This window comes from Luteibacter sp. dw_328, from assembly GCF_018449605.1.
Taxonomy (GTDB): Bacteria; Pseudomonadota; Gammaproteobacteria; order Xanthomonadales; family Rhodanobacteraceae; genus Luteibacter.
On the sequence record NZ_JAAVUW010000001.1, the window covers coordinates 114,481 to 138,748 of the forward strand.

Genomic DNA, 24,268 nt, shown 5'->3' on the forward strand with positions numbered 1-24,268 from the left:
ATCGGCGACCCCGCGCCAGCGGGGGCCAGGTTGCCACGACGCCGCCAGCACCCATCGCCGATAAATCGGCTCCTACCAAGCCAAGGCGCACCCCGCTCGGTAGGAGCCGATTCATCGGCGATCCCGCGCTAGCGGGGCCAGGTTGCTGCTGTGTCGCAAGCACCCAATCGCCGATAAATCGGCTCCTACAGATGGAGCGCTATCCGACATATGCCTCTGGAAGGTCACTCCCGCTTGCGGCTACGATGGCCCGATCTGGCGGGGGCCAGGATTATCAGGGGACGATATGAAGGCCTGGATGAGTCGCGTCACGCTGGTGGCGCTCGTTGGGATCCACACGTCCGCTGCAGCGGAGACGATATCGCAGGAGCAACTGGCGTCCTACTGCGCAGCATCGGCGTCGACGTCCGCCAAAGCGCATGCCGCGCGGGAGCAGGGCGTTCCGCTGGAAACCGCCCTCAAGGAGATCGACGTGAACGTGCGGCGCGGTCCGTTAGCCGATGAAGACAAACGCCTGACCGAGGCGGCTTACGCCGAACCAGAGCACGCGATGTACATCGACTTTTACGCCGTTGCGATGAAAGAGTGTGTCGCTAGCCGCAAGGTCCTGCTCCCCATGACCGATTCGCCGGCCGTCCTTCTGTGGAAGGCGCCCTTGAAATTCCCGTACGTGGCGGTGAGAGAACGGCATGAAGGTGCCGTTATGCTCCTCGTGAAGGTCAACGCGGACTCGTCGATCGAGAAAGTCGAAGTCACGAAGAGTAGTGGCTTTGAAGAACTCGACAAGGCGGCGCGCAAGAACGCAGAGAGTGCCGAATTCCGCGCTCTCATCGCGAACGGACAGTTCGCCACCAGTTACGTGAGGTTTCCCGTGACGTTTTCGCTGGGCGTGGGAGCGACGATGGCGCTGCCTTGAACTTGGCGCCGATCAAGGGCAGGGGAACTGATCCATCAGTCGTTCGAATATGGGCAGGTTCTTCTCGAAGTTCCTCCCCGTGGCTTTGATGACCATCATGCATAGCAGCGAACCGGTGCCTTTTGTCACGACAAGACGGCGACGCATGGGATCGCCCTCGGACACGTACGAGATCTCATATTGGACCGAAGGTTGACCTCGCCAGGTTCCCTGCTCGGGTGAGGGTCTTACCAGGGCCTGCCTGCCTTTTCTTGCCGAGACGACATCTCCTTCGATCAGGTCGTCAATGAAATTTTCGAGCGGATCAGGCGGGTCCACCCATCCGATCGACGCGTCGATGGATGCAATGGTCTTGCCGTGTTTCTTCAGGCGGGCGGTGATCTGCCTGGCATAAGGACGCTGACCGCCGTCGTCCGGCGTGACCTCCCAGCCAGCGGGCCATGGCAGGCTCAGCGGTGGCATCGGGTCCGGCGGGGGCCTTCGCGCGTGACGCACCCGGGGTTTCACGACGGTCACGGGCACGTGCTGAGGCGGCCTGGCGAACGCGCCCAGCATCTTCAGTCCGGTGATGGCGGCGAGAACGCTGATCACGACCAGCAGCGTCCATGCGACGTACTTCATTCCATGACCTTTGTCGTCCGTGTTGCGCTAGCGGATGTTGTAGGAGCCGATTCATCGGCGAAGGGGTGCTCGCCGCAAACGCGCCCGCTTACGCGGGATCGCCGATGAATCGGCTCCTACAAATAGCCGTGCCGAGGGCCACAACCAGGGGCTGGTCTAGGTGTGGTCGGGGCAGACAAACTGGCTTTTCATTTTTTCAAATTCGGGCAGGTATTTCTCGAAGTCCGTGTCGATCGCCGCGTAACTCACCGAGCACGAGATGGTCGGAGATCCACGCGTCACAATCGTGCGTTGACGTGTTCGCACCTGATTCTCCATGGTGACGTCATATTGCTGGGCGGGGTTGCCTAGCCACGTGCTTTCGGTTGGCACCGAGGACGACAACGTTATGCCCTTCTTTGAAGCCGCGTCGGAGTGCCCGAGGATCATGTCTTTAGCCTCGTCGGACAGGGCACCAAGGCGTGGGTGTCGCGTCAGCATGATTGAGAGCGACGCTGTGTTTCGCCCGTTCGCAACGAACATCGCGGTCTGGATGAGGCCATCCACGCCGGGCGGTTGTACGGGGGTGGCCGGTGTCCAGCCTGCTGGCCATGTGACCTTCGGCAGCGCCAATGGACCCGTCGAAACGGCGTCTGTGGACTCGGCCCCCAGCGACTGCGCCATCGTGATCACGACGACGATAGGGAGCGTAATGATCCACGTTAGTCGGAAACGTGTTTTCGCAAACTTGCTGATGAGCCACGCCACGAACGAGGCCATGAGCGCATGGCCCAACACCTGGCCCAGCGTAAAAGGCACGTCGTCAGGCTTGGCCGCGTTCATTCGCAGCCAGTCGACCGCGAAGATCGGCAGGGCGATCAGCAGGCACGTCAGCTGCGAGATGTCTTTGCTTTCTTTCTTCTTGGCCGACTGGGCGTACACCGCAGCTGAGGGCGAGCCAAGAGGCGATGGCGCCGCCCCCTGGCAAATCGGACACACATCTGCTGCCGGCGCGAGGTTCTCACCACAATAATTGCACTGCATCGAATTCCCCTTTCATCCATTGCTGTGCACCGGGATCACCCTTCCCGGTGTGTGGGGGGAGCTTATCGGGAAGTTGGGTGGGGGGCTATGTTGTGGCGGGGCCTTTCGCCGATGAATCGGCTCCTACAGGGGCAGGGACGGGTAATGCGCGGACCCTCCCAAAAGACCGATATCGCAGGCCCCCGGTCAGGACGTACCCTCGAACCACCTCGGCCACGGAGAAGGACCATGCGCATTGCCATAGCCGCCTTGCTTGGCGGGCTTGTGATGTTCCTCTGGGGTGCGTTCGCGCACATGGTGCTGCCGATCGGCGAGATGTCGTTTCGGGCGCCGGTCAACGAAGACAAGGTGATTGCTGCGCTGCACGACAATCTTCCGGCCGAGCATGCGATCTACGTGTTGCCGTTTTTCGACATGGCCAAGGGCGACGATCCCAAGGCCAAGGAAGCCTTCTCGATCAAGGCCAAGTCCTCACCGTTCGCCTTCATCGTCTACGCGCCCTACGGCCGTGACTACATGGCGATGGGCTACAACCTGTTCCACCAATGGTTGTCCGACACGCTTGCAGCCTTGCTGATTGCATTCATCCTCATCCGCTCGGTGGTCAATGCCATTCGTGGGCTTTATACGGGGCTGGCCTTCGGCGTCTTTGCGTGGCTGTCGCTGGCGGTGCCATTCTGGAACTGGTACCGGTTCCCGATGGCCTACACCTTCGGCACCTTGATCGAGCAGGCCTTTGGTTGGCTGCTGGCCGGGGCGGTGATGGGCTGGTGGTTGGGCAGGGGCGTGAAGCATGGCTTTGCGGCGAAGTGATCTCGCGACACCACTAGCCAACGATCAGTAGCCTCGCCCGGCTGCGAGACGTACCCTCCAGGCATGAAACCTTGAGGGGCGTCTCGCGTGACTGTTTTCGAAAGCCTCCTGCTCCTGCTCGCGGCAGCCGTCCTGCTGCTACAGGTCGCGCGCCGCCTGTCGTTACCCTATCCCTCCATGCTCGCGTTAGCCGGCGTCGCGGTGGCGTTGTTGCCGGGCGCGCCGGATTTTCCGATCGATCCACGCACGGCGTTGCCGTTGTTCATCGCGCCTGCCTTGATGGATGCGGCTTTCGATTTCCCGGTGCATCGGGCGAAGCGTTTCTGGGTGCCACTGGTCAACCTGGCGCTCGGTGGTGTGTTGCTGACGGCCTTGCTCGTCGCCTGGGCGGGTTGGGCGCTTGCCGGCCTGCCGTTCGCCGCAGCGCTGGTGCTCGGCGCCATCGTCGCCCCGCCGGATGCCGCGGCCGCCACGGCGATTCTCTCGGGCATGTCCATTCCGCGTAACACCGACGCGATCATTCGCGGTGAAAGTCTGTTCAACGATGCAGCGGCGCTGTTGTTGTTCGGCGTGGCGTTGTCGGTGCAGACGGCGGGCGCGGTGACGGCGCCACAGGTGGTTGGCTTTGCGCTGGCGGCGCCGGGCGGCGTGCTGTTCGGCGTCCTGGTCGGGTGGCTGCTGCCGTATGCGACGCGGTACATCTCAGGCGCGCTGGACAGCAACCTGTTCCAGTTCGTCAACACGTTCCTCGTTTGGATCGTCGCTGAACACCTGCACGTCTCGCCTGTGCTTGCCGTCGTCGCCATGGCGATGACAGTTGCCAGTCGTCGATCACACCCGAGCTCGCCGCGCTTGCGCGTGCAGTCGTACGCGGTGTGGGGCGCGGTGGTGTTCGTGCTCAATGTCACCGCCTTCCTGCTGATGGGCCTGCAGGCGCGGCGCATCGTCGGTGGCATGGGCGGCGAACATCTTCGGCAGGCGCTGATGTTTGCGGGCATCGTTACCGTCATCGTCGTGGTCGTACGCATCGCCTTTGCGCTCGCGGTCAATCGGACGGTCGTCTGGTACCGGGCCATTCGTGGTCGGGAATCGCCCGCCAGCTGGCAGCAGGCGGCGCTGGCCGGCTGGTGCGGCATGCGTGGCCTGGTCACCCTCGCCACCGCCTTCATCCTCCCGGACAACTTTCCGCAGCGAGACACGGTGGTGCTCACCGCCTTCTCCGTAGTGCTGGTGACACTGGTGGTGCAGGGTCTGACCCTGGCGCCAGTGATCCGCCTGCTCGGCCTCGACAGGCGCTCCGCGGGCGAGCAGGAGCTACGAGCCGTGAGGCTGGGTCTGGTGAAGGCGGCGCTGGAGTGCATGGCCGTGGAAGCGGACGAGGAGGGCAAGCGCCTTGCCGCGCTCTATCGCATCGAGGCCGATGCCCTCGACGAACCGGCCCGCGCCGAGGCTTTCGACCGGCACTGCGCGTTGTCCCAGGCGGCAGTGGCCGCCCAGCGCGCCGAGCTGGAGCGCTGCCGGCTGGCCTTTCAGTTGAGCGACGACGACTACAACTTCCTGCTCGAGCAGCTGGACTGGCGCGAACTGACGGTGCTGCCGGCCGAGGCCACGCGCATCAGTGGCGGCTAGGCGGGCGAGGTATTTGCCGGAGACGTAGGCATGGCAGTGCGCTTTCCCACTAGGATGCCGCACGACTCATTTCCTAAGGGGGAAATCCATGGTTTCGAATACGTTGAAAGCGCTCGGCGCGGTTGCGCTGCTCTCCGTGATGCCCGCCGTCGCGCTTGCCGCGCAGCCGACGGGTAACTGGCGGGGATTGATCATGCAGGCAAACACGGACGTCGCCGCCGAGGTCACTTTTATACCGCAGGGTGCATCCATGCACTTCGCCGAGCCGTTCGCGTGCGACGTGCCTGCTAAGTTACTCAAGGAAGACGGCGGCACGGTCTACTATCGTTTTGGCGTGTCGAGGAATGGCGGGCGCTTCTGCGATAGCCTGATGGGTCGCGACCTCAAGACGACGATGGCCGCTAACGGCCGCATGCAGATCACCTTAGCCTCGCCCAAGGCGACCTGGCGTGGTGACTTCCAGCGGATGGGTACGCCCTGACCTGAAGGAGCAGCCGACGTACGCCTCATCCGCGCTGTCGAGCCAGCCAGATGGTTCGATGGCCGCAGCTTGGGTCTTGTAGAACGTGCTCGACAACGTCGAAGCCCGTCGCGTCCAGCAGCTCGCGATATTCGTCGGATCCGAGACTGCCGTGGTACAGCGCATCGCCTTCCAATGTTCCCATCGCGCTGCCTTCGACATCTCCACTGGTGAACATCAGGGGAGCGCCCGGTGCGGCATGCGCCTGGAATCGCGCGAACATGGGACGTTGATCCAAGGGGGAGAGGTGAAAGAAGCTGTCCCACGCGAGGAGCCCGGCGAAGCGTCTGCCGAGTGCCAGTTCGCGCATGTCTCCGAGGTAGACCGGGGTGCCCGACAGATTGCACTTAAAGAGCTTGAGCATCGTCGGGGCCGCATCGATTCCCGTCACGGCGAAGCCGCGCCGAATCAACTCTCGCGCCATCGGCACGCCCGAGCCGCAGCCGATGTCGAGCACCGAAGCGCCGGCAGGAAGCAGGGCGCAGAAGCGTGCCAGCCATGGGCCCTCCGCCAATCGCTCGCCACGCAGCGTTGCCCACGTCGCACCATGACGTTGGTAAACGTCAATCACGGAGTTGTCGGGGACGCCTTCGTTGTCGGCTGGTTCCATGCGCTTTTCCATGCCACCCGTCTGGTGGGAAGATATTACACAGCGGACGCCAAGCCGTGACCTCGTTTACCGGCGAGATTTCAATTGTCATTCTTCTGGTCCCCAGAGCGGGGTAGACTCGCCGGCGCCACAGGGGATGTCGCAACGTATCCGGCCCAGCGCCGACGACGGAACGTCGCATTGCTCGCGTCCCCAGGTGGACGCCGGCGCATTTGCGACATCAACCAGGAGGGTTCTCGTGAAATTTCGATATCTCGCGGCTCTATTTTGCCTAATCGTGGCTGGCCTGTTTTCTTCGGCGCAAGCGGCTTCGGTCGGCGGTCATGGGGTGGTTTACTTCACCTACGACCTCGGTACGTACTCATCCAATATCCCTTGGTCGCTCACTACCAATAATTGGTATACGCCCGGCCGTAACTTCAAGACGCCGATCGGGCTCTACAACATCAATCCGACACTTGCGGATTCGCAATTGGCGGCGATGCGCGCTTCGGGGATGGACTACATCGTCCTTCAGTTCGGCATGAGGGACCTTTCGGTCTGCGCGGCAAGCGGAGCCTGTTACAACGGCTTCCCCGATGATTGGGTGTGGGGTGAGCTGATCGACAGCAGCCTGGGCACGATGCATCCAATGCATGAGGCCAACCTTCGGGCATTGCTCCAGCGCATCGTGGCACTCGGTTTCCGCAACGTCGTCATTCGATTCACCGATGGCGCGGCCACCCAATGGACAAGCTGGGACGAGGTGGCCTATTCGCATTCGTGGAACTACATCGTAAAGGTTCACCTGATTACAGATCAGGAGCTGGCGGGAAGTGTCACTGGCGCCATCTACGATCTGGGTGGTGAATCGGCAGGGAACCTTGCCGGACAGAATCTCCAGTTCATGCAGCGCTTGTGGCAGGACTACACCTACATATTTGGCTCGTCGGATACGTTCGGCTTCTCAAGTATTGCCAATGATGCGAACGTATCGGTCGCGCTGGCCTCTTATGGAACGGTGCGTCCTCCACGTTATGCGTTTACCGCTTACGGCGACGTTTACGCGGGACTCACCAGCGTCTGGAACAACCTGCCAGCGTCGGAACGCACCAAGCCGATCATGCTGGTCGAGACGTACCACAACGATGCAACGACGGCTTCGCAGATTGCACGCTTTCTCGGCGAACACCCGACGTTCAACCTCTTTGCCGTCACGCAGTGGCCACTCAATCGTGCCCCGCCCTGTAACGGTTGTGACACCAATGTCTCGGAATCCGCCGTTTCGGACTTGAGCACGTCGACCCAGTTGTCGGCGATGGCGCCGCTAGTGGCGAAGTTCTCCCAGGAGCCGAGTAATCCGGCCCTGATGTCCTTCTCAGACGTGAATTGTGCAACGACCACGACGGCGACCTGCACCATCCAGGGCAATTTCAACTATTGGAATCCGCCGACCGCGATGGCCTACCAAGTCTACGTCTCCCTTCCAGGCCAGCCGCGGAAGCTCTGGGCTTGCCTGTCCGTGAATGCGTCCTCGCAGGCTGGTTGGATCGTTCGCAACATTCCGTATTTGTTCGAGTATTTCAAAACGGCGAACTGCTCCAGCTCAGTGGTGGGTCTGAAGCCCGACGCCACGGCGCGGGTCTACGTGAGGTAAGTAAGGCGAGGCGCCCTCCGGTCCGGCCACGGGTCGGAGGGCGTTCCATCGCCGACCGCGGAGAGGTGTACGGTATTGCCGATATCGGCGACGTAGCAGGTGGTGGCAAGATTTTATGATGACCATCGCGAATATGCCCGTCGTTACCGGAGAACACCATGAGCGACACCATCCAATGCCACGTCCACGGAGAGCAGCAGGAGACCTTTGTCTGCCAGCACCTGGCTGAGTCCCTTGAGACCGGCGAGAAAGTAGGTTTCTTCTGGTCAGGCGAGCCTCGAGGTGATGCGTGGTGTTCCGAGTGTGAGGTTGTACGCGTCCGGGAGGGTGGGGCCAGCGGCCATTGGAATGAACGATCGGAGAAGGCGCTGGGGATCGAGATCCTCTGCGGCGCGTGCTACGACCGCGTACGAGAGTTACAAGGTTTTTAAGGTCTGGCTTAAGGAAACAACAATGGCATTGAAGAAGCCCGCTGTGTTTGCACTGGTCGCTGCGGCAGCGCTCGGTTCGACGTCTGTCTGCCTGTCGGCAGATGCCTTGCCGAAGGCTATCCAGGCGCAGATCCCTCATGGATTCGAGGTCATGCAATCCGCGCCGGGACCGGAACTTGGCAACAAACGGCAGAGCCTTCTCGTCGTCGTGCACCACGCCGTGGATACCATGGCCAACGCCTCACCGCGTCCGCTTCTCATCTTCGAAAGCCAGGACGACGGCGCCTTCAAACTGACCGCTCGCAACGATCTTGTGGTGCTCAGAGCCGACGAAGGCGGGCAGTGCGATCCGTTCGACGAGGACGACGAGGGCCTGGCCGTCAAGGGTGCGTACTTCACGGTGCAGAATGCCGTCGCGTGCGGGTCCCATTGGTCGGACTTCGTCACGTTTCGCTACGACGCAAAGGCTGGCAAGTGGCTCTTCCACAGCGAGATCCACACGATGTCATTCCCGTTGGAGGGAACGCCCGACAAGACCTCCGTCACACGCGCGGATAAAGCGAAGCCGGTCTCGTTCGCGGACTGGAAACCTGCACACTGACCTGGTCCGCCTGCAGGCGCTTCTCGCGCATCTCGGCCCGGTGGCCTTTCACTATCAGGATGGTCGATGCGAAGTACATCGCCACCAGCAGGAAGGTCACCGGCCCGCGCGTGTTCGACGCGTTCCCGGCCTCACGTGTCCAGCGGGAAAGCCAGTAGGTGACCGGGATCGCCAGAAGAAAACCGAGTAGCCACGCGGATCCCCAACGACCACCCTCCACGTCGAACGAGCGCCAGAACAGGATCAGCGGTGCCCAACTGTACATCTGCACATTGGGGCCTTCGTCGTCGCGGCGATACAGGTCCACGGCACCATCGGTGAATACGTTGATACCCACAGCGATCAGCGGCATCGCGTCCACGATGAGAAACATCGGCCAACGTATCGCTGGATCACCGCCATACACCACGGCGATCACCCAGATCGGAACGGAGAGCAGGGCCAGGAAGTTGGTCCGACCCAGCCAGACACTTCCGTTCCAACGGCGCTCGCCCTCGTAGCTGCCCCACCGCTCATCGTTGGCGAAACTGTCGCTCATCCGGGTGATGTCCCTCTGGTCGAGGTCTTCGATCCCCTCGGACCACGTGTCACCCAGGAGCTTCTGCCCAAGCTCGGGCGGAACGAAGATCCGCTTGCCGGACTTGTCGTAAAGCCACAGCTCCGTCCCCCGCCGGGAGTTCACATAGACCTCGCGCGCACCGCCGATGTCGGAGCGCTCGATGCGACGGGTGGAGACCGCGTCCTTGATCACCACCGCGTCCGGCTCGATCACGATGTGGGTCCGGGTGAGATTCACGCCGTAGGCGGCCAGGCCAAGGATCAGCACGCACAGGCTGACGCCGAAGGGGGTGACGGCCCGGTCCGTGGCGGTCCACCAGTAGTAGATGACGAAGCCACAGGCCCCGAGCGCGATCAGGACCAGCACGCCGAGAAAGAATTTGACGAAGACGTCCGGCCGGAGTTCTTCGGTGCCGCCCCTGTTCCCTGTGCCCGTGCGCTTGGCCATGCGTCCCCCTCCCTTGGTGGCCCGATCATACCGAGGCGCCCAAATTTGCGATAATCCCCGGCTCGTACACCCACGGAAGCCCGACTCATGCTGGATCCCGCCCTCCTGCGCGGCAAGCTCGCCGAAACGGCTGAGCGCCTGCGCGCCGCCCGGAACTTCGACCTCGACGTCGTGACGATCGAGCGCCTCGAATCCGAGCGCAAGGCGCTCTCCACCGAGACCCAGGAGCTGCAGAACCTGCGGAACACCCGTTCCAAGGCCATCGGCCAGGCCAAGGGCAAGGGTGAAAGCGTGGACGCGCTCATGGCCGAGGTCGCCGGCATCGGCGACAAGCTCAAGGCCAACGAGCAGGCGCTTGCCGAGGTCCAGGCCAAGCTGGCGGACATCGCGCTGGGCATCCCGAACCTCCCTGACGAGTCCGTGCCCATCGGCAAGGACGAGAGCGACAACGTGGAGATCCTCCGCTGGGGTCACCCGCGTCCGTTCGACTTCCCGGTGAAGGACCACGTGGACCTGGGCGCCCGTCACGGCTGGCTCGACGGCGAAGCCGGGGCCAAGCTGTCCGGCGCGCGCTTCACCGTGCTGCGCGGCCAGCTCGCGCACCTGCATCGCGCGCTCGCCCAGTTCATGCTGGACCTGCACACCACGCGCCACGGCTACCTCGAGCACAACGTGCCGTTGATCGTGAATGCGGCGGCGATGGAAGGCACCAGCCAGCTGCCCAAGTTCGAAGACGATTTGTTCGGCACGATGGTCGACGAGGTGAAGCGCTACCTCATCCCCACCTCCGAAGTGACGCTGACCAACCTCGTGCGCGAGAGCATCGTCGACGCCGGCGAGCTGCCCATGCGCATGACCGCGCACTCCATGTGCTTCCGCGCGGAAGCCGGCAGCTACGGCCGCGACACCCGCGGCATGATCCGCCAGCACCAGTTCGAGAAGGTCGAGATGGTGCAGATCGCCACGGCCGAGACCAGCTTCGCGCAGCTTGAGGAGATGGTTGGCCACGCCGAAGCCGTGCTTCAGGCGCTGAAGCTGCCGTACCGGAAGGTGCAGCTTTGCACGGGGGATATGGGCTTTGCTGCGGCCAAGACCTATGACCTCGAGGTTTGGCTGCCCAGCCAGAATACGTATCGCGAGATCAGCAGCTGCTCCAACTGCACGGATTTCCAGGCGCGGCGGATGTCGGCTCGCTGGCGGAATCCGGCTAGCAGCAAGCCGGAGCTGGTGCATACGTTGAATGGGTCGGGGTTGGCTGTGGGGCGGACCCTGGTTGCCGTGATGGAGAATTTCCAGCAGGCGGATGGGTCCATTGAGGTGCCGGACGTGTTGCGGCCTTATATGGCGGGGGTTGAGGCGATTGCCTGATCCCTCGGTACCCGCTCGTCGGGTACAATTGGCGCCGGCCGGGTGCAATGCCCGACCGGTGCGTTAGAAAAACAAGGAGAGATGGCCGAGTGGTTTAAGGCAGCAGTCTTGAAAACTGCCGTAGGTGTGAGCCTACCGTGGGTTCGAATCCCACTCTCTCCGCCAAGCCAAAAGACTTCCTTTTCGATCAGTCGCTTACGCACGATCTAAATGACGGCGCTTGGTCAATTCGGTTGGTCAACTCCAACCATGCATCTTGCTCACCAGCTGTTTCGCCATCCATCGGCGTGTTCCACTTCCGGCTCGTCGTTCCCGCTGACCTTCTCGAGGCGGTCGGTACAAAAATCTTCAAAGCCAGTCTGAGCACGCGTGAATCCGATCGCCGCACGGGCGTATGCTCACGCACTGGGTGACCCGGATCGAGCTTGGCACATGGGTAGCGGAGTTGCGCGCCGGCAATCTGGCGATTCAAACCATCGTTAACGGCGTGTCGACTGCAAAGGTTCTCCGGATGTGCTGCCCGCTGGACGCCCGCATGCCTTAACCCGCGGGCTTGAGGCCCATTCAAAACCGGAAAGGCACCCGTGCAAGTTGAAAGGAACGCCCCCTAATGTTCGAAGACTCCTTTTTTCGTTCTCATGTATGCCGCGTGGAGGTCCAGCATGAAAGCCTCGGCTCCATTGGCTTTGGGGAACTGAGCTTTGGAAACGGTGGATGGCCGACCTTGCACCTCGAGCAATCGATGACACCGCCGAAATTGACTGACGGAGAGGCATATCCGAAGCTGACGGCGACCACGGCTACAGGAGAAGTCCTGTCGCTCATTGCCTGCGCGTACCACGGACGTTCCGTGTTGGCCGAAGCGATGATCGAGGGCGACCCGGGCGAGGCGTTCCGTGGCATCTGCATCCGGCTTGTTGACGTGTCCGAATGGTTCCTCAGTGGAAGAAACCTAGTTTCTCGCGACGCTTCAACGACGAGCGCCCAGTCCGGACCAATTGACGTCGCCATCAGGGCTGGTGAGAATTCATTCTCGCTGAGGTCAACGGTGGTCTCCGCTAGCGAGACCCAAGGCAATCAAGCTGGAGAGGATTATGTGCGATTTACCTTCGAGCCACACAAAAATCCGTTTGGAATGGAAGACGTCAGGCTAAAGTGCCGTGAGCTCTCCGGGCTGATCTCATTGCTTCTCGCTCAGGTTATTGACGTTCAAACGGTTTGGGTCATCGGCGAAAGCGCCCAGCTCCACGCCACCTACTTTCCCCATTTCAATCGAAAGCAAGATCAGGGCAAGGGCTGGTTTATTCCGCGGTGCCTCATTCAGCGCAATCGCCTAGACGGCCAGTGGCAACAAGTGATTGAAAACTACTACCGGTCTCCCTTCCGCGAAGTCGCCTGGGCCAGGATGGCTGGCATGTTGCGGTATGACAGCTTCTGGGAATACCGCGTCATTGGCTACTTCAGTATGCTAGATGGCGTGATGGAAGAAAGGTTGCGTGGACAATCCATTCCCCGGGTTCCTCCGGCGCGAAGAAAAATTGACGAGTTCATCCGCAGGGCAGGTCATCTTGCGGAGCCTTTGTCTTCAGGGCAACTCTCAAGGTTGGTCGGCATTGTCAAAGAGATGTTCAGCAAGAGCGATAGCGTCGGGGCCCGGTATCGCTTAGCTACCTCTGCTTCTGATCGCCGGGTAATGTCGGTCATCAACATCTCCGACGACGACCTAGAAACCATTACGGAGATTCGGAATCAGATAGCTCATGGCGGCGCTTTGAAGCTTCCAGAGGGCGGCCCGGAGACCCTGATGTTGCTTGTGGACAAGGTTGTTGTCTTGTTGACGTATTGGGCATATGTGGATCTCGGATTTTCGGACGACGTCTTCCTCAAGTGCCTTCATGCAAGCCATAACCCGCTACTGCGCGACGATCGCATTGATAGGTTTCTCCTCGATCGCGAGCTGGGCGAGGCTGATTTCTACGCGGTTTCTGCTGAACGGTTCGAGTCGCTTGCGGCCATCAAAACCATTCGGTCCGGGGCGTGCTTTACCCGTGACGGAACGGGTGAGATAGAGTATTCCGAGCGCCATACCTCGATGCTGAAGGGATGGCAGCAATCGGGCGTATCCGGACGGATTACGCCGGAATCCATCTTCGGTCTTCCATCCAGGGACGTGACCTTCTCGCCGAAGGCCTATGTGCATTCCGGCGAACGCCGCCTGGACTTGCACTGGATCTACGTTATCGAGCGCGAAGATCCTGTCGTTCAATGATGCTGTCGAGGAAAGGCCGCTCCGAGGCGGTCGCATGGGCAGACGAACGCGGAGTGCAGTTGCGCCTGATCGATCCTGGCAAGCCGAACCAGAACGCCTACATCGAATCTTTCAACGGAAGGCTTCGCGGTGAATGCTCAACGAACATTGTTTACCGGCCTTCTACATGCTCGAACCGAGATCGAGAGGTGGCGACGGAAATACAACGAGGAGCGACCGAAGAAGGCACTCGGCGTACTGACTCTCGCTGCCTACGCGAAACAGTTTCATTAATCCTGAAATCAAGATCGGACCACTACTGATGGCGAGGGACATCGTGCTCAATTGGGCACACAGGGCGGATATGTGTGTTCCGCAACAGCCCAAGCAAGTCCCTTCTGGCTCCGCTCTCGCGAGACGCTCCGCACCGTTGCCCGTTGGGTGCAACGCTAATAGCGGAACAGATGGACAGCCAGACCAGAGATTCACCACCGGTGCCGATGGTGTACACGAGGATGTGGAATAGCGAAATCTATGGGGAAGAACGCTCTCAGAACCGCCGACTATGACTGTCTCAAGCTCTTGTAACTGTCGAGTAGTGCCTCAGGTGGCGGCGGGCATATATGAACCCAGGTGTACCAGTTCGCACGATGCCGCTCCGCTCACGGCAAGTCCCGTTTCTGCAGCGCGTCCATTCTCAAGAAGATCTTGGGAGCTTCTGACTAATTCGATCTCGTGCCTCCGGGTGCGCCTTTAAAGTTGAAGGTCGCAGAACGTGCGAAGCATGGCATCTGGATGGTCTTTAACCGAGCTTGCGTGGGCACGTACAAGCAGGTGGCCTCCTTCTGAGGAGAATCCACGTCAGGCAATGTACGAGTATTCGGCATATTTGCAGGTCAACTTCCGCATCACTGTTGACATGCGCAAGCACAAGATGCGATTGATTGATGGCGACGGCCCTTCTGCGAGTCATTGAGTGTTGTTGATGGGCCCGCACCGACCACTTCAGCATTAGTCGCATGAATGGAACGACGCGTTCTGTTTACTCACGAGAGGGGTTTTGGATGAAAACGTATAGGGACATGAATGGCGACTCCGGAATCTCCGCATACGACTACGGTAACGACTGGATTATCGTCCAGTTTAAGTTCGGCGGAACATATGAGTACCGCGCGTCGGGTATCGGCGAGAATCACCTTGACACCATGAAGCGATTGGCCGACGCCGGCAACGGACTGAATGCCTACATAAACACGCACGCCGAGGTAAAAAGTGGGTACTCCTCGAAATCTTAGTCGGGGGCATGACCACATTACAGCGGGCCTACTGGCCCGCACTGTGTTGATCTGCACCTTAAAGACTTGGTTCGGCCGTGGCCGGCGTTTCATCCTGCATCGGATGGGCTGTTATCTAGTTCAGCGAACTTGGCTGCCATCGTGGGATTCCCCCGATTCAACTTCTTGATTGTCACGTCCTGGGCCTTGTCGTCGCAAGACGAAGGTTCCGATCTGTACCGAGAAGGGCCTCCTTCGTCTTCTGTAAATGGTCAATTGACTTGTCGATCTCATCGATCGCAGTTTGAAATCGCCTTGAGGCCAGTTCGTAGTTCTTCGCGAACCCAGTTTTGAACGCGTCAAGTTCGGCTTCAAAGTTTGTGATGTCTATGTTCTGCGCCTTGACGAGTGCCAGCTCCGACTTGTATCTAAGCGAGTTCATCGCAGCATTCCGCAAAAGCGTGATGAGTGGAAGGAAGAACTGTGGTCGAACGATGTACATCTTTGGATAGCGGTGGAACACATCGACGATGCCGGTGTTGTAGAGCTCACTATCGGGTTCGAGAAGGGAGACTAGCACCGCATACTCGCATCCTTTTTCGGTGCGATCCTTGTCGAGCTCCTTTAGAAAGTCCTCATTCTTGTTCTTGGATGTAGTTCGATCGCTCTCGTTCTTCATTTCGAACATGATGGAGACGATTTCTGTGCCAGCCTCATCCGAGTCGCGAAAGATGTAGTCGCCCTTGCTTCCCGTCCGCGCGTCGTTGTCTTTCTCGAAATATGCATTCGGAAACGCCATCGCTCGAATGCGGTTGAACTCTGTCTCACAGTGCTGTTCGAGCGTCTCGCCGATCATCTTTGTCGACAGGCGAGCCTTCATGTCCCGTAGGCGCTCGATCTCGTCATCGCGATCCCTGATCTGCGTCTCATATTTATCTTTGAGTGATTTCTCGGCGAGTTGTTTTTCAAGCTCTGAGCGTTCCAGGCCATTCTTCAGTTCGTCGCGTTCCCTTTCGACTGCTCTGACGGCCTCGGTTATGGCTAGCTTCTGAACGACGTCGATGGCGTCAAGCTTAGCTCGAAGGCCCTGTATCTCGGCGCCCTTCGACGCGGCGACCATCTGCAGCTCGTTAGCCAGTCTGGCATCAGCCAGCTCGGAAGTGAGTTGCTTATCGTGTTTAGCCTGGTCGAGTTCGTTCGCGAGGGCATCGCGCTCTTTTTCTATGGCGCTTAGGGCTTCGGTCACGGCGAGCTTTCGCGCGACTTCGCCGGCATTGAGCTTGGCCTTTAAGTCATGGATCTCTGCGTCCTTAACTGCGGCGGCCGTTTGCAGATCGCTCGCTGCCTTAGCTTGCGCGAGTTCGACCGCGTTCCACTTGTCCTGCTCAGCGAGTTCTAGTCGCTCATGTAGCTGCTTCTCGAACTCGACGTCGCGGACCTGTTTAAGAATGTTCGCGTAACCGGCCTCATCGATCTTAAACGCCTTCCCGCAGTGCGGGCAGATGATCTCATGCATCTCTATGCTCCTACCGCCTTTGTGAGAATCCGCTTGAGAAACTGTGGAACAGTCCCTTTCGCCTCAAGTGTTGCAGTCCGGTACGCATACTGGTTCTTTGCTAGCTGGATTCCAGCGGCGGCCTCAATCTCTGCACACGACGCAACCCATTCAGTCCAGTTAGATGCTAGATATGCCTCGAGGTGATCGCTCATGGTCGCCACCTGATCGCCAACTTGTTCTGGTGGAAAATCCACCTCAAGCTGCTCGAAGTACTTTAGCAATCGACGATTCTCTGCCGAAAATTTTGTGCGCTCGCCATCTATAACGGCTTGATTCTTGCCTGCAGATCTGGCTCGCATCTCAAAGCCATCGTCGCCATCGAACAGCGCGTAGGTCGGAATTCCGATGCAAGTAAGGATGGCATGAGCAAGCGGTATTCCTCCCTTTCCTCCTGCGGAAACAATTGACAGCCCTTGGGACTCGAGACGCCCGACGACGTCCCGATCACCGATACCGTAAAACACCGCTGCCTCTGTATCACCTTCAACCAATAGTACGCGGGCGGCGAACAAAGCGACGGAGAGGCGATTCGTAACAATGCCATCAAGCTGACGGTCAACTTGGTCGGCATCAACTACTCCAGTTAGCTTCCTCTTCACATCGTCGATTGTGGTGAAATGAGCAGTCACCACAGGGTTTTCGTCGGGTGATCGCGTCAATCGTCTGACTTGATTGAAATGTCGAGCTTCCAGAAAGTATGGGCTATGTGTTGCGTAGGTCACCTGAATTCGTTTATTGGCGTTCTCGGCAAGGGACCTTAGTACCTTTGCAAAGGTCTGAGCTTGGATCGGGTGCTGAAAGAGTTCTGGCTCCTCAATTGCTAGGCAGATGACACCCTCTGTCGACGCTGCACCGGACTGCGCCAAAAGTTGGAGTGCCGAGATCAGAAGAGTTCGCTGAAAACCGTGCCCCTGGCGCTCCACAATGGTCGCGGTTGAGCCATCGAGTATGGCCACTTCGAATGTAGTGCGGGGGGCCTTGAGTTCCATTTCGGCAGGGGCAACCGTGACGGCCCGGCCGGGAGAGTAAGATGCGACAATGTCGTTGAGTTGTATCGTCAGGCCTTCCAGCTGCGCCTTGAACTTTTCCTCATAGACTTTTTGTTGCTTCGTGCGGGACTCTTCGACGATTGCCGCGATTTCGGCGTCGGCAGCAGCGCGGTCAATTGACCGCTCAAGGATTCGGCCAATTATGCTCGACTTGCCGTCGGTCGATTCCTCGCCCGCGCGAAGATCGGCAGTGACCAGGACGAAATCGAAGAGGCCACTCATCTTTCCTCCGCTGTTGAAACCGAAGAAGTTTGTCTGAAGTGTTTCGGGGGCATCGACAAGCTGGTCAGTATGAGAGGCTTCCCAGGCCATCATTGCCTGATCAACGGCCACGCCGGTGTTCGCTGCCGGGAGCCTTAGATCCGAACGACTGCCGCGGAGATTGGCATACAAGTCCTTCTTTGCTGCTGCGCCGGCAGCCGCTTTGACCGCGTTAAACTCTGGAAAGCCCTTCGCATTTGCCGAAAGTACCTCAGAACCGTCGAGTGACCGGCGCTTCCATGCCGTAAATGTGTTTACGCCGTTAGGCGCGTACTTTCCAAGCGCTTCGCGATCTTTGTCAGTCAGGTCGGCGAACGTGACTTGAACCTCAATGTTCTCGGTGGTGATCCCAAAGGAACAGTCGCTATCCGTCAGCGAGCCAGGTTTTCCGTTGAAGAACCAGTCTAGCGCACGAAGCACGGTCGACTTCCCGGCGCCGTTCGGCCCGATGAAAGTGGTGACTGAATCGAACGGTATTGCCACATCCTTCAATGTGCGGAAATTCTTTATGTGAATGGATTGGATGTTCATTTCAGGCCCACAGCTCCTTGGGTTTTTCGCCAATTTCGGCGGACGGTTCGAATCCCTTCCTCTGATCTTCTTGATCGCACGTTCTTCGCTCCAAATAACCTAATCACTGACGTATAGAACTTGCGATCTCAGTGAGACTGACCTCAAATCTGCAGGGCTCAGGCTAAAGGTTGGGTGAGATCTTGGACGAGATTGCGCTCTTGTGAACTATAGATCTCTGGCTCCTCACCTGTAGCAACGTCGCCACAGATAGCGCAGCGAGCCTCTGAGCATGGCTTTGAGTTGGCTTCAGTTCGGCGCCTGCTGAAGAGCTTAGGCCGAGAGCCCGCTGCGGTGTGAGGTAGGCATGTCTTCTACTGGCAATAGGATGGACGAGCGAAATCATCATCATGACAACGCGATAGCCTCTGTAAAGAGCGCACGATCTGCTGGATTTAATTGAGCCGCGTACCGCTCGTAGAGATGACTCTTAGCCCTCTCCAAGGTCATGCTAGGCGTATCGAGCTTGAGCTTCTGTATTGTCCACGCACCTTTGTCACTTAGGCTTTGAATGATAATAGGAGCATTGGTAGCATCCGGGACGAATCGTACGTGTATTGTCGCGTCGTCAATGTACGGGTGCACAACGTGAAAAGTGCATCTTTCGTAGTCATCCGCAAGAACTGAAATGGTGTCAATCTCACCTTTAATTGCGAATCCGTTGCAGTACTCGCACGATATAACAATGTTCTGCGGGAGGAATGTCCACTTGGCATGTTTAGCCTTCGGCGCGATGTGATCTCGGTGGGGCGTCCTTCGCCCCTCTTCGCCGACTGCTAGTTGGCACCACGCGCATTTTCCGGACTGGATCGTAAGCCCATGCTTGAGGACTTCGAGCTTAAAATGAGTCACCGATTTTGCTTTACCATTCCAGCGCTTCGGCCGAATGTCGACGGGATACGCATCTAGCTTCTTCTGGATGACGGGATCGATTGTTGCGCTCTGCGGTAAAGTGATCACTCCGGCTTCTCCAAAGCAGCCTGCACACGGTCCAGGATAAGGTTCATCGCGGAATTGTCCGCTCCACGGACCCTGGACAGCCGGCCGTAGATCTTTTGAAGTTCGTCCCCGTCTAGTGGTACCGCATTCGAAAGCATTTGCAGTGAAGCAAATAGATCCGCTTCAACATTTGAATTTCCTGTTGTGGCCACGCCAAAGACACGATAAAGGATATTCTCGGGCGATCGACCATAGACCTCGCCATCGAACTGTTTGAATTTAGGGCCCTGATCATAAGATGACATAATGAGGGCGGAATTCCTGCTGTCGAGATCAGACACCATGAAATGCGAATGTGTTGCTATCACTACGTGGGTCGCGGGGCTTGCTCTCAATGTCTGCAGTAACGTATGGACATATTTTATTTGCCAGTCGGGGTGAAGGCTTATCTCCGGCTCATCAATGACCACTAGAGCGTTTGGTTTTAGCTCCGCCAACAAGCGTGCGCTGGTTCCTATAAGCTGCTGTTCGCCGGAACTGAGGTCAGAGAACGGATATCTACCACCTTCCTTGCCTAAAACCAGCGAGGTGTCTCTGAATAGCTTCCACCGCCTTGCGGCGTCGAAGCCCTCTGCGAGAGCTTGCGCATCTACGGGTCCTGCCATGAAGCGCTCTAGATCCAATGTTACCGACGGAGCTTTGCTGCTGGTTGACCAATGCAGGTGACGAAGCTCGGATATTAGCCGCCACATGCTATCGAGATCTTTTGTCCAACTCTCGCTTGCCTCGAAAGTACTGACGCGTGCACTTCCGACCCGTCGCTCCGCCGCTTTCATGGCTATTTCCTTGAAGCCCTCGTAGCGAACTTCAAGCAGTTTTTCTGTGGATAATGTTATCGCGATGCCGACATCTTCTGTCATGCCTCCAAGAGAAAGCCACGCTCTTAACTTCTCTGCGAAGCCTTTAACGGTAAATCCGACGATCAAGCTTTGCACGACCTTGGCTTCTAGGGCCCCGGTCGTAGTTAAGTTCGTGGCCTGACGGAGGCCGAGATATCTGTAGAAGTCTGAAGCCTCGCTACGCGCGAATCGAAACTTATCCGTCGGCAAATGAGAAACTGTTGCGACACGCTCGGGGAAGAGGATTGCGGCCAGCGACGTCGTCTTGCCGTCCAACGTACATTGGATGCCGTAATCGCCTCGAGAGATCTCACAGCGCGCGCCATTTAGTCGGTACCGAATCACGGCTTTGTTGGACGCAGGCCGAAATCTAGTCATCGCTGAATTGTCCGAGTCGCGGCACGCCCTGAGGTAGCAGAGTTCGTCGACAACTCGACTAAGGGTTCGACTCTTGCCTGAGCCGTTCGGCCCTATGACGATAGAGACGTGTGGCCCATTCCTGTTACTGGATTCATCGTCGAGAAAAGGAATTGAGACCTCGGGGTCTTCGTAGCTCAGCAGGCAAAACTGTTCCAAAATGGCACCCCTTGGTTATGGGATCTTAAAATGTCGAAGATTCGGAGGGGGAGGGTCAATGTCGCTATTGAAGCGCGGAGAACGCTCGACATAGACGCGTTTTTTCGATTGGCTGCGGGTTCGCCGCGGCATGCCGCTCTCGCAACAACCACGACGAGCATTCGTACGACTGTCGGATGGGCACTTTCGAGTGTCATCTATGTCAGGTGTGCGATTTTGTACCGCGGGGCGCATCTTTTATGGGAGATCGAGCGGCTTAGGTGACCATGAATTCGTCGGTCCCAATTCTGTGCGATCCGTAAACGACTTCGGCGCTGGCCACGGTCCGGTTGCGCCAGGAAGTAGCTGAAGCTTCGTCCGGGAAAATTGCGTGGAGACGCCATGGTGAAAACGTTAGTACGGCGTATCCGAAACGCCTCCCCGGATTTTCGTGATGGAGCCTTGGTGTTAGCATTCTTAGTTCCGGTATCCCGTGGAGCCAGGTCGCGTACCCGACTCCGGGCTCGTCTCCGTCTGGGGCGATCGAGCTACTTACTAGGCCGACGGCTTCCCCCGCGCTGTTGAAGACGGGCCCCCCGCTCATTCCTGACGGCCAGTCAGCTTCGACTTCGAAGCCTGGTCCTCTATTGTGTCCGCCGCGACCCTCGGGAAATATTCGCAACACTCGGCCATATGCCCCGTGAAGTTCTTCGGAAATGCTCGCCGTCCGGACGTAGCGATCCCTCTCAGTGACTTTCAAAGTTGGGTACCCGAAAGCAAGGACGACCTCGCCTAGCTCAGGAATCCAACGTGTCGCACGAAGACTGATGGAGGATGATGCCCGCGAGGTTGATTGGGTAGACAGCGATGCAATGTCGACGGCGACGCGTCCTCGCGAAGCATTCGAGAACGAGAGGGGGTCTTGGTATTCCTCGAAGATTGAGGTGACCTTTGTAGCGGCGATGAATACGTCCGGTTCTAGCGTCACCGTGCCGAAGACAACGCCGACGCCAGTCATGAGAACGATATGCGGCATATTTGGGTCCGCGTCGTGCAACGTGCCAGGCAGGACTCGATCCGGGCCAAGATGAGATCGAACGACATCGACGACGTGATCGGCTGTGATGTATGTCCCCCATCCATCAACGTGGAAGGCTGTCCCGACTCCTTGCATCGATCCATCGGGAAACCGCAAAAGTGTGGGCAGAATTGCCCGACGTACACCAAAGGGGTCGTCGACCGGGAATGCTCGATTGAACGGGGATAGACCTGTTGCGAACGGACCATTTGCCTTCGTCAGGCGGAGTCCATCCGCGGTGTAGATGGTGAAGTCTTGGCGCTTTGCAGGCATGTTGGAATAGCTTTTCGTCGTCACCCTGCAAGCCCTGTCGGCGATCTTCGATGTTCCTTTAGCTTGTTTGCCGGAAATGCTCATAGATGTCGCTTCAGCGATCGACAAGCAGCCTCCCAGCGCGCGTCACCGCATCGAAGCTAAAGACGTGTTCCCGCGGACTATCAGAACAACATCCGACCAAGCGCCCGGGATAAGCCGCTCCCCCATCGCGGATCTCGACTTTTCCGGCGCATACCGGGCAGGTGCCATGAAACCGCACTAGCGAGAATCGCCCACCTGTCTTGCTGTCACTGTCCCGGGTCAGGCGGAACTGGCCATACGTCTGGCTGAAGGCAAGCAACCAGTCCGGCGCAATCGTGATGCGAAGCATCGGCAGAGACCAGAAAGGCCTTTGCACCCAAGTCACGACGGCGGCGAGCAGTCCGGTAGTTAGAAGTGGCCCCATTGCCTTGGAGATACTGGTCGGGCTAGAAAAATAGATCATGCACAGCGCAGCGCCGCAGATCATGGCGATGGCGAAGGGGAGTGCCACAATGCCGATGAAAGCAACGCCGCGACCGGACCGCATGGAGAAGGGCCGGCCGAGCAATGGCCACCAAAGCGCGGCACATTTGGCTGGCTCGAGTTCGTAGGTCATGTGGAAAGCCCGGTCGAAACCTGGGGGCATGCTCGGATCGGCTGACGGGGTCTCCGCGGCCTCAGCCGGCTCCGTCAAGGCGCCTAGGGCTGCAAAGGCCAGGCGATAGATCGTGGCGTTTCCGCGCCCGCCGCCGCGGTCGATCACCAAGACGACCTCAAGCTCGACACCCGCCGCCTGGAAAAACTGTCGCCGACTGTTTTCGTAACCCGACCACCACGTCCTGACCTGTGATGTGGGCAACCACTTGGCTGTGACTGGCTCGGTCGGGCGGAGTCCCCCAAAGCGATCCCGGTGCCAGGCGAAGAGTTGGATGACCTCGGCAGCGGGTGGATCCTCGTTTCGGCCCAAGGCGTGCCGCGTCTGGCTACTCAAGACCATAAGTGCCTGACGGACCTTCCCTTGTGCAGGCTCGGCCTCGAGCCAACGATCGAAAGCGTCCAGCGCGGAAACGGTCGATAACGGGGATCGCGTCTCTTTGTCCATGTTTCTCCATCCGTGGTGGGACCAGTGTCGGTCTCCTTCATAGCGAGGGGACGGAGACATGGCAAGCAATTCGAACGGGTCAGACGATTGGAATGGGGCGGAGCGGTTGGGCATCCCGTTCGGCGAGCGCGGTGGACGGCTTCTCGCGGCGGCGAGCGTGTAGCGAGGTCTTGCATGCGGCTGCGTTTGTCCCGGCTGTGGGGCAAGCCTGGTTGCCCGGCAGGGCGCGAAGCGGCGTGCCCACTTCGCCCACCACGGCGGCGACGAAAGCGGCGGCTGCTTCGAGTCCGCCGTGCATCGATACGCAAAGCAGGTCGTTGCCGAAAGTTGCTCCCTCCGGCTGCCGTGCTGGAACGGTCAAGCGAATATGCCGAATCCGCCGACCGCCAGCGACAGGGAGGGCGTCCTGAGATACGGCGAGGCTGTGGATTGGCCGGCAGTGAATACGGCGGTGGGGAACGGTCACGTGGAGGTGGTCATAGGAGAAATCCGGTCGGATGCCGTCGTGACCGATGCGAGCGGAGACCTTCTGGTGGAGATACGTGTCAGTCACCTGGTTGACGAACCGAAAGCAACCAAGGTCCGGGCTATGAACGCCCGCATGATCGAAATCGATCTCTCAACATGTCCGGTCGACCTGATGATGGATGCCGTTGTTTCGCCGAGTGGATACGTTTCGCGGCGCCGCGTCATTGGATCTGGGAACCTAGCGCCGCACGGCGCTGGGAGCGTAGCCGCGATGAGCTGGAAGCGCGCCTCTCCCTTCCCGTCGGGACAGCCCCACGAACATCCGGGATGCTTAGCCCGGTCTCTGCCGAGAGGTGGGGAGAAATTCGGCAGCAGTTCGGAGAGAGCGAATGGATTCCTATTGGTCGGCCACCGGTGGTCGACGACCCATTGATAGGGTGCTGGGTCTGGTTAGACGGAAAGGGTGAGGCAGAGATCGTTCAGCGGCTCACGCGAGCAGGGGGCGTGTATCGAGTGAGGCTTTCCTGGGGGGAGTTTCGAATCGTCTACCTGGGCCGCCCAGGGTAGGAGGTTCTTCTCGGAAAACTGGGCGATGGAGCACGCGTCCGCCATGTAAGCAGCGGCTCACCCGCGATCTGTCTTGCGACCGTGGCGAAGGACGTGCACCATCGCCCTCAAGAATCACTGGGGGCTCAAATATGCTTCAGGCGCTCCTGCTAAGGCCGTTCAACGCTGCGAGCTACGCCCTTCACCAACAGGTGAACTTGGTCTTCGGAGTGGTACTCGTCGCTGTACT

19 protein-coding genes, 1 tRNA gene and 1 pseudogene are annotated in these 24,268 nt (G+C 59.0%); 11 read left to right on the top strand and 10 right to left on the bottom strand.

What is annotated here, in order from left to right; translation table 11 throughout:
* The first annotated feature begins 286 nt into the window (after window positions 1-286).
* A complete protein-coding gene (locus HB634_RS00445) occupies window positions 287-916 on the top strand; it encodes an energy transducer TonB (RefSeq protein WP_213946948.1) in 630 nt (209 codons plus the stop codon).
* 12 nt (window positions 917-928) lie between these two features.
* Here HB634_RS00445 and HB634_RS00450 read toward each other — a convergent pair whose 3' ends face one another.
* Window positions 929-1,537, bottom strand: coding sequence for a hypothetical protein (locus HB634_RS00450; RefSeq protein WP_213946949.1), 609 nt, complete (start codon window positions 1,535-1,537; stop codon window positions 929-931).
* Between the two features lie 156 nt (window positions 1,538-1,693).
* Window positions 1,694-2,560 (bottom strand): hypothetical protein, encoded by an 867-nt coding sequence (locus HB634_RS00455; RefSeq protein ID WP_213946950.1) that lies wholly within the window; start codon window positions 2,558-2,560, stop codon window positions 1,694-1,696.
* A 228-nt stretch (window positions 2,561-2,788) separates the two neighbouring features.
* Between HB634_RS00455 and HB634_RS00460 the strand changes: the two genes are divergently transcribed.
* The 3 genes from HB634_RS00460 (at window position 2,789) to HB634_RS00470 (ending at window position 5,483) form a co-directional block, all read left to right on the top strand.
* Window positions 2,789-3,373 (top strand): hypothetical protein, encoded by a 585-nt coding sequence (locus HB634_RS00460; RefSeq protein ID WP_213946951.1) that lies wholly within the window; start codon window positions 2,789-2,791, stop codon window positions 3,371-3,373.
* An 87-nt stretch (window positions 3,374-3,460) separates the two neighbouring features.
* On the top strand, window positions 3,461-5,002 hold the full coding sequence (locus HB634_RS00465) for a cation:proton antiporter (protein WP_213946952.1): 1,542 nt from the start codon (window positions 3,461-3,463) through the stop codon (window positions 5,000-5,002).
* An 88-nt stretch (window positions 5,003-5,090) separates the two neighbouring features.
* Window positions 5,091-5,483: a hypothetical protein gene (locus HB634_RS00470; RefSeq protein ID WP_213946953.1), complete on the top strand. Its 393-nt coding sequence runs from the start codon at window positions 5,091-5,093 to the stop codon at window positions 5,481-5,483.
* A 25-nt stretch (window positions 5,484-5,508) separates the two neighbouring features.
* Here the strand turns inward: HB634_RS00470 and HB634_RS00475 are convergent, their stop codons facing one another.
* Window positions 5,509-6,144, bottom strand: coding sequence for a class I SAM-dependent methyltransferase (locus tag HB634_RS00475; protein WP_213946954.1), 636 nt, complete (start codon window positions 6,142-6,144; stop codon window positions 5,509-5,511).
* A gap of 226 nt (window positions 6,145-6,370) precedes the next feature.
* Between HB634_RS00475 and HB634_RS00480 the strand changes: the two genes are divergently transcribed.
* From HB634_RS00480 to HB634_RS00490, 3 genes are all read left to right on the top strand, one after another.
* Window positions 6,371-7,768, top strand: coding sequence for a hypothetical protein (locus tag HB634_RS00480; RefSeq protein WP_213946955.1), 1,398 nt, complete (start codon window positions 6,371-6,373; stop codon window positions 7,766-7,768).
* 158 nt (window positions 7,769-7,926) lie between these two features.
* Complete coding sequence (locus tag HB634_RS00485) at window positions 7,927-8,199, top strand: hypothetical protein (RefSeq protein ID WP_213946956.1); 273 nt, start codon at window positions 7,927-7,929, stop codon at window positions 8,197-8,199.
* A 22-nt stretch (window positions 8,200-8,221) separates the two neighbouring features.
* Window positions 8,222-8,800 (top strand): hypothetical protein, encoded by a 579-nt coding sequence (locus HB634_RS00490; protein ID WP_213946957.1) that lies wholly within the window; start codon window positions 8,222-8,224, stop codon window positions 8,798-8,800.
* Here the strand turns inward: HB634_RS00490 and HB634_RS00495 are convergent.
* The gene (locus HB634_RS00495; protein ID WP_213946958.1) at window positions 8,742-9,806 is read right to left on the bottom strand and encodes a hypothetical protein; all 1,065 of its coding nucleotides are present in this window, start codon (window positions 9,804-9,806) and stop codon (window positions 8,742-8,744) included. The genes HB634_RS00490 and HB634_RS00495 overlap by 59 nt on opposite strands.
* An 87-nt stretch (window positions 9,807-9,893) precedes the next feature.
* Between HB634_RS00495 and serS the strand changes: the two genes are divergently transcribed.
* From serS to HB634_RS00515, 4 genes and pseudogenes are all read left to right on the top strand, one after another.
* A complete protein-coding gene (gene serS, locus HB634_RS00500) occupies window positions 9,894-11,174 on the top strand; it encodes a serine--tRNA ligase (RefSeq protein WP_213946959.1) in 1,281 nt (426 codons plus the stop codon).
* 75 nt (window positions 11,175-11,249) lie between these two features.
* A tRNA-Ser gene (locus tag HB634_RS00505) sits at window positions 11,250-11,339 on the top strand.
* A 445-nt stretch (window positions 11,340-11,784) separates the two neighbouring features.
* Window positions 11,785-13,443: a hypothetical protein gene (locus tag HB634_RS00510; RefSeq protein WP_213946960.1), complete on the top strand. Its 1,659-nt coding sequence runs from the start codon at window positions 11,785-11,787 to the stop codon at window positions 13,441-13,443.
* A gap of 29 nt (window positions 13,444-13,472) precedes the next feature.
* A pseudogene (locus HB634_RS00515) lies at window positions 13,473-13,716 on the top strand (transposase); the annotation flags it as partial.
* A 1,173-nt stretch (window positions 13,717-14,889) separates the two neighbouring features.
* On the opposite strand, the gene HB634_RS00520 reads toward HB634_RS00515, so the two are convergent.
* The 6 genes from HB634_RS00520 to HB634_RS00545 all read right to left on the bottom strand — a co-directional run bounded on the left by HB634_RS00520 (window position 14,890) and on the right by HB634_RS00545 (window position 23,365).
* The gene (locus HB634_RS00520) at window positions 14,890-16,212 is read right to left on the bottom strand and encodes a DUF2130 domain-containing protein (RefSeq protein WP_255548298.1); all 1,323 of its coding nucleotides are present in this window, start codon (window positions 16,210-16,212) and stop codon (window positions 14,890-14,892) included.
* 2 nt (window positions 16,213-16,214) lie between these two features.
* A complete protein-coding gene (locus tag HB634_RS00525; protein WP_213946961.1) occupies window positions 16,215-18,095 on the bottom strand; it encodes an ATP-dependent endonuclease in 1,881 nt (626 codons plus the stop codon).
* A gap of 995 nt (window positions 18,096-19,090) precedes the next feature.
* Entirely contained in the window at window positions 19,091-20,248 is a 1,158-nt protein-coding gene (locus HB634_RS00530; protein ID WP_213946962.1) for an AAA family ATPase, read from the bottom strand.
* A 556-nt stretch (window positions 20,249-20,804) separates the two neighbouring features.
* Window positions 20,805-21,962, bottom strand: coding sequence for a serine protease (locus HB634_RS00535; protein WP_213946963.1), 1,158 nt, complete (start codon window positions 21,960-21,962; stop codon window positions 20,805-20,807).
* A 10-nt stretch (window positions 21,963-21,972) separates the two neighbouring features.
* Window positions 21,973-23,004: a hypothetical protein gene (locus HB634_RS00540; RefSeq protein WP_213946964.1), complete on the bottom strand. Its 1,032-nt coding sequence runs from the start codon at window positions 23,002-23,004 to the stop codon at window positions 21,973-21,975.
* Between the two features lie 79 nt (window positions 23,005-23,083).
* Complete coding sequence (locus HB634_RS00545) at window positions 23,084-23,365, bottom strand: hypothetical protein (protein ID WP_213946965.1); 282 nt, start codon at window positions 23,363-23,365, stop codon at window positions 23,084-23,086.
* Between the last annotated feature and the right edge of the window lie 903 nt (window positions 23,366-24,268).

Bases quoted from the DNA above. Each gene is read 5' to 3' on its own strand.
- HB634_RS00470 (WP_213946953.1), top strand. From the start codon at position 5,091: ATGGTTTCGAATACGTTGAAAGCGCTCGGCGCGGTTGCGCTGCTCTCC.
- HB634_RS00495 (WP_213946958.1), bottom strand. From the start codon at position 9,806: ATGGCCAAGCGCACGGGCACAGGGAACAGGGGCGGCACCGAAGAACTC.
- HB634_RS00525 (WP_213946961.1), bottom strand. From the start codon at position 18,095: ATGAACATCCAATCCATTCACATAAAGAATTTCCGCACATTGAAGGAT.
- HB634_RS00535 (WP_213946963.1), bottom strand. From the start codon at position 21,962: ATGAGCATTTCCGGCAAACAAGCTAAAGGAACATCGAAGATCGCCGAC.
- HB634_RS00510 (WP_213946960.1), top strand. From the start codon at position 11,785: ATGTTCGAAGACTCCTTTTTTCGTTCTCATGTATGCCGCGTGGAGGTC.
- HB634_RS00445 (WP_213946948.1), top strand. From the start codon at position 287: ATGAAGGCCTGGATGAGTCGCGTCACGCTGGTGGCGCTCGTTGGGATC.
- HB634_RS00485 (WP_213946956.1), top strand. From the start codon at position 7,927: ATGAGCGACACCATCCAATGCCACGTCCACGGAGAGCAGCAGGAGACC.
- HB634_RS00450 (WP_213946949.1), bottom strand. From the start codon at position 1,537: ATGAAGTACGTCGCATGGACGCTGCTGGTCGTGATCAGCGTTCTCGCC.
- HB634_RS00490 (WP_213946957.1), top strand. From the start codon at position 8,222: ATGGCATTGAAGAAGCCCGCTGTGTTTGCACTGGTCGCTGCGGCAGCG.
- serS (WP_213946959.1), top strand. From the start codon at position 9,894: ATGCTGGATCCCGCCCTCCTGCGCGGCAAGCTCGCCGAAACGGCTGAG.
- HB634_RS00520 (WP_255548298.1), bottom strand. From the start codon at position 16,212: ATGCATGAGATCATCTGCCCGCACTGCGGGAAGGCGTTTAAGATCGAT.
- HB634_RS00540 (WP_213946964.1), bottom strand. From the start codon at position 23,004: ATGGACAAAGAGACGCGATCCCCGTTATCGACCGTTTCCGCGCTGGAC.
- HB634_RS00460 (WP_213946951.1), top strand. From the start codon at position 2,789: ATGCGCATTGCCATAGCCGCCTTGCTTGGCGGGCTTGTGATGTTCCTC.
- HB634_RS00455 (WP_213946950.1), bottom strand. From the start codon at position 2,560: ATGCAGTGCAATTATTGTGGTGAGAACCTCGCGCCGGCAGCAGATGTG.
- HB634_RS00475 (WP_213946954.1), bottom strand. From the start codon at position 6,144: ATGGAAAAGCGCATGGAACCAGCCGACAACGAAGGCGTCCCCGACAAC.